This window comes from Finegoldia magna, from assembly GCF_018371055.1.
Lineage (GTDB): Bacteria > Bacillota > Clostridia > Tissierellales > Peptoniphilaceae > Finegoldia > Finegoldia magna_I.
In genome coordinates this window covers 1-5,018 of the sequence record NZ_JAGYZD010000126.1, presented here as the reverse complement: position 1 = coordinate 5,018, position 5,018 = coordinate 1, and the positions used below count along the sequence as shown (strand labels likewise).

General features: G+C 37.1%; 3 protein-coding genes. All 3 read left to right on the top strand.

The window, feature by feature from the left end:
• Positions 1–200 precede the first annotated feature (200 nt).
• Genes mnmE through rsmG form a run of 3 tightly spaced genes read left to right on the top strand, consistent with a single transcriptional unit; the run spans position 201 to position 4,136 of the window.
• Entirely contained in the window at positions 201–1,559 is a 1,359-nt protein-coding gene (gene mnmE, locus KHW44_RS06295) for a tRNA uridine-5-carboxymethylaminomethyl(34) synthesis GTPase MnmE (protein WP_304067323.1), read from the top strand.
• A gap of 1 nt (position 1,560) precedes the next feature.
• On the top strand, positions 1,561–3,444 hold the full coding sequence (gene mnmG / locus KHW44_RS06290; RefSeq protein ID WP_304067320.1) for a tRNA uridine-5-carboxymethylaminomethyl(34) synthesis enzyme MnmG: 1,884 nt from the start codon (positions 1,561–1,563) through the stop codon (positions 3,442–3,444).
• A complete protein-coding gene (gene rsmG / locus KHW44_RS06285; RefSeq protein WP_304067317.1) occupies positions 3,444–4,136 on the top strand; it encodes a 16S rRNA (guanine(527)-N(7))-methyltransferase RsmG in 693 nt (230 codons plus the stop codon). The genes mnmG and rsmG overlap by 1 nt, the downstream gene beginning before the upstream one ends.
• Positions 4,137–5,018: the final 882 nt, after the last annotated feature.

The window sequence follows — 5,018 nt, the reverse complement described above, 5'->3', positions numbered from 1 at the left end:
TGAATACATTCTCTCAAGGCAATGAGCCTAATAGAAGAGTTATTATTAAAAGAAAATAAATTACAAGACTACATATCTTTTGGTATGTGGTCTTTTTTTGTGGGATGTTTAATTTGTTGAAATTACGGTCTTATTTATTTGTAATCTTTTTGTATGATATAATATAATATTGCTATAAAGAATGAAAGGATAGACTAAATATGGACGATTGTATTGCAGCTATTAGCTCTGCTACTGGTGAAGCAGGAATTGGCATTGTTCGAATGACTGGAGAGGGTTGTGTGGATGTGCTTGATTCTGTGTTCAAGAGGGCTAATGATAATGCTGATTTTATAAATAGAAAAATGACTTATGGCCACATTGTTGACGATAATGAAATCGTCGATGAGGTCTTGGTTTGTTATATGAAGGCTCCTCACACTTACACTCGTGAGGATGTCGTGGAGATTTACACTCACGGTGGAGTTGTCGCTGTGAGAAAGGTGTTGGAAGTTCTGTTAAACAACGGTGCAAGACTTGCTGAGGCTGGTGAGTTCACTAAGAGGGCTTTCTTGAACGGTAGGATTGATTTGTCTCAAGCTGAGGCGATTATCGATATGATTAAGGCGAAGACTGACAAGGCATACTCTGTGAGTATGAAACAGTTGGAGGGTAGTGTTAACAGAAATATCAAACAGTTGAGAGACCAATTGTTGGATATGCTATCTCATGTGGAGTATTCTATTAATTTTACTGAAGATATGCAGGACGAATTGGACAACACTCCTGTTTTGAACGAGGGCAAGGAAGTTTTGGATAAGCTTAAAAAGCTTTCTGAGAGTGCAAACAGAGGTAGAATTATCAGAGATGGTATCAATACTACGATAATTGGTAAGCCAAATGTAGGCAAATCTTCTTTGTTGAATGCTTTGTTGAAGGAAAACAGGGCTATTGTTACGGATATTCCAGGAACTACTCGTGATGTCATCGAGGAATACATTGATTTGGACGGAATAAGTCTGAAGATTAACGATACTGCTGGTATTAGAGATACTGAGGATATCGTGGAGAAAATCGGTGTTGAAAAATCTGTGTCTTTTATTTCTGATTCGGATTTGATTATTGCGATTTTTGATTCTTCGAGAGAGTTTGACGATGAAGATAGGAAGATTTTGGATCTTATTAGAGATAAAAAGTCGATTGTTTTGTTGAACAAGATTGATTTGGATGGTGGATTTGATTTCGATGAGAACTTGGAAGGAATCGAGGTTATTCACACTTCAATCAAAAACAACGAGGGTATCGAGGATTTAGAAAACAAGATTATAGAGATGTTTAATGATGGATATATTGAAGCAAATAACGACAATATTATTACTAACATTAGACATAGAGATATTATTAACAAAGCTATTAAATCTTTGGAGAGTTCTCTACACGATATGGAAGCTGGAGTTCCTATTGATTGTTTCGAGGTTGATTTGCGTAATGCGTGGGAAATCTTGGGAGAAATCACTGGGGAAACGGTTGATGATGATGTGTTGAATAAGATTTTTAGCGATTTTTGTATAGGTAAATAAAATGGATAGATTATATTATGAAAATCCCTACGATGTTGTGGTTGTGGGTGCCGGTCACGCTGGTTGCGAGGCTGCTCTTGCCACAGCGAGGTTGGGATTAAAAACAGCGATTATGAGTATAAGTTTGGATTCTGTGGCTGATTTGCCATGTAATCCAAACATTGGTGGCACTGGAAAGGGTCACTTGGTGAAGGAAGTTGACGCATTGGGTGGTGAGATGGGTCTTGTTATCGACAAGACGTACATTCAATCGAGAATGTTGAACACTTCCAAGGGTCCTGCTGTTCACTCACTTAGAGTGCAAGCAGACAAGAGAAAATACCACGATGAGATGAAAAGTGTGTTGGAAAACACAGAAAACTTGGATTTGATTGAAGCTGAAGTCGTGGATATTGGCGTTGAGGACAACAAAATAAAGTCGATTACAACTGCACAAGGTGCTATTTTTCCGACACGTGCTGTGATTCTTGCGACTGGGACATATCTTAAAGGGCTTGTGATGATGGGAGAATACACTTATGAATCTGGCCCTCACGGTATGAAATCATCCAAGAAATTGTCGGATTCTTTGAAAAATTTGGGAATTGAGCTTAGAAGATTCAAGACTGGTACGCCTGCGAGAGTTCACAAGGACAGTTTGAACTACGAAGTGATGACTGTGCAACCTGGTGATGACGATGTTATTCCTTTTTCATTTTTGAATGATGGTAAGGATATTTCAAAGAAGCAAGAAAACTGCTATTTGACCTACACTACACTTAAAACAAAACAAATTATTGAGGATAATTTGGAGAGATCTCCGATGTATGCAGGTATTGTGAAGGGTGTGGGGCCACGTTATTGTCCTTCGATTGAAGACAAAATCGTTAGATTTCCAGACCGCGACGAGCATCAAGTATTTGTGGAACCTGAAGGTTTGAGTACGAAGGAAATGTACATTCAAGGTGTGTCATCGACTCTTCCAGAAGAAGTACAAAAAGAAATGTACAAGACAATCATTGGTTTCGAAAACGTGAGATTTATGAGAAGTGCGTACGGAATCGAATATGATTGCATCGATCCTACTATATTAAAGAGGACTTTGGAACATTTGGAAATAAATAATTTGTTCTTTGCAGGACAGATCAACGGATCCAGCGGATATGAAGAAGCAGCCGGTCAAGGGATTATCGCTGGAATCAATGCTGCTATGAATTTGCTTGGCAAAGAGCCATTCGTATTGGATAGATCAGACGCATATATTGGCGTATTGATAGATGATTTGGTAACCAAAGGAACTAACGAGCCATACCGAATGATGACAAGCAGATGCGAGTATCGTTTGACTTTGAGACAAGACAACGCTGATTTGAGGCTTACTGAAAGAGCACACGAGATAGGACTTGCGACAGATGAAAGATACGAGAAAATGCTTCACAAGAAGAAGACGATTGACGAGGAAATCGAAAGATTGAAGTTAATCATGGTGACTCCAACAGAAGAAACCAACGAAAAATTGAGAAAACTTGGGTCATCTGAACTTAAAACAGGCATAACTTTGTTGGATTTAATCAAAAGACCAGAATTAACTTACGATAAAACAGAAGAATTTGACGTTGATAGACCAGAACTGCCTAGATATTTGAGACTACAAGTGGAAACTCACATCAAATACGAAGGCTACATTGCAAAACAAATGAGCCAAATCAAGCAATTTAAAAAGCTCGAAAACAGAAAACTGGATATGATCGAGGATTACAAGGAAGTTATGGGGCTTTCCAATGAAGCTGTACAAAAACTTAATGACATCAAACCAGAATCGTTGGGTCAAGCGAGCAGAATTAGCGGTGTAAGTCCTTCTGACATCAACGTTTTATTGATTTATATGGAAACGAGGAAGAAATAATGTCACTAAAAGAAATATTGAACGATTACGAAATACAATTGGATGACAATCAAATAGATTTGCTGTTAAAATACATGGATTTAGTGTTGGAAAAGAACAAAGTAATGAATTTGACTGCGATCACTGATGAAGAAATGTTTCACGTGAAACATTTTGTGGATTCCTTGTATGTATTGAATTTGTTCGATTTTGAGGAAAACAAAACTATAATTGACGTGGGTACTGGTGCAGGATTTCCTGCAATTCCAATAAAAATCGCGAGAAATGATCTGAAGTTCACACTGCTCGACAGTTTGAGAAAAAGAGTTGATTTCTTGAAGGATGTTATAGATGAACTGCAACTTACAGACATCAAAGCAGTCCACGAAAGAGCAGAAGAATGCACGAGAACTGCCGAATACAGAGAACAATACGACTACTGCATATCACGAGCAGTGTCAAAGCTTGATACGTTAGCTGAGTTTTGTTTACCATTTGTAAAAGTCGGAGGATACATGATAGCCATGAAAGGAAAATCCGACGAAACAGACGTAGGAGAGAACGCAATCAAAATCCTCGGCGGCAAGATAGAGCAAACTATTGATTACAAAATAGATGACGAGGATAGAAGTTTGGTTGTAATCAAGAAAATCAAAGAAACTCCTAAGAAATACCCACGAGGTGGCGGCAAACCAAAGAAAAACCCACTATAACAAAGAAAATTTAAGTTAAAAATACTTCACAATGATAAGCAGAAAACCGAATTGACTATTAACAGGGACAATATTATCGCAAATGCTAAAAGTAGAAGAACATTTTTGCACGAATATCTAGACTCCATAAATTGATGATTTGTAAATCTCGAACCATTAAAATCCAAAACTCGAGCTATGCTCTCAAACAGTTGGATTTTTGACGTGGTTCTTCGATGTAAAATCACAACAATTTATTACGTATGATATTCTTAACAAAAATGTATTCTACTTTTTTGTTTCGCTAGATTTACGAAAAAAAAGGAAAAAGTAGTCGTGTTTATGGAATTTTGATTGCTACTAGAGAGGAAAGAATACTTCACAATAATAAGCAGAAAACCGGATTGGCTCAAATATCTAGCTTACGAAAACAAGCAAATTCTAAGCTTGTGAATCTGAAATTGCAAACTCGCCAACGCTCAGACAGTGCAATTTCTTAACGATTCACTTCGCTTGAATTTGAGGTTGTTTTCTCCAGATGATATTTTCCGTCAATCGCGGTAATCTGCTTTTTGTTTGCGCAGATTTTGCTTAAAAAGGTAAGAAATAGAATTGTTCGTGGGATTTTGATTGCTACTAGAGAGGGAAGGAAATACTTCATAATAAGCAGAAAACCGAATTTAATATAAAGACAGGGACAAGTTTACTGTAATTGCTAAAAGTAGAAGAATATTTTTATTTCGATAGATGATATTCATTAGTCAATCAAGGTATCTGCTTTTTGTTTGCTGAGATTTAAGAGTAAAAGAGGAAAATATTATTTCTCGTGGGATTTTGATTGCTAAGGGAGGGAAAAAGATGTTTTTCTATTTTTGAATCAAAATGTTTCACGTGAAACATTTT

Coding starts and splice junctions, on each gene's coding strand:
- mnmE (WP_304067323.1), top strand. CDS start 201: ATGGACGATTGTATTGCAGCTATTAGCTCTGCTACTGGTGAAGCAGGA.
- mnmG (WP_304067320.1), top strand. CDS start 1,561: ATGGATAGATTATATTATGAAAATCCCTACGATGTTGTGGTTGTGGGT.
- rsmG (WP_304067317.1), top strand. CDS start 3,444: ATGTCACTAAAAGAAATATTGAACGATTACGAAATACAATTGGATGAC.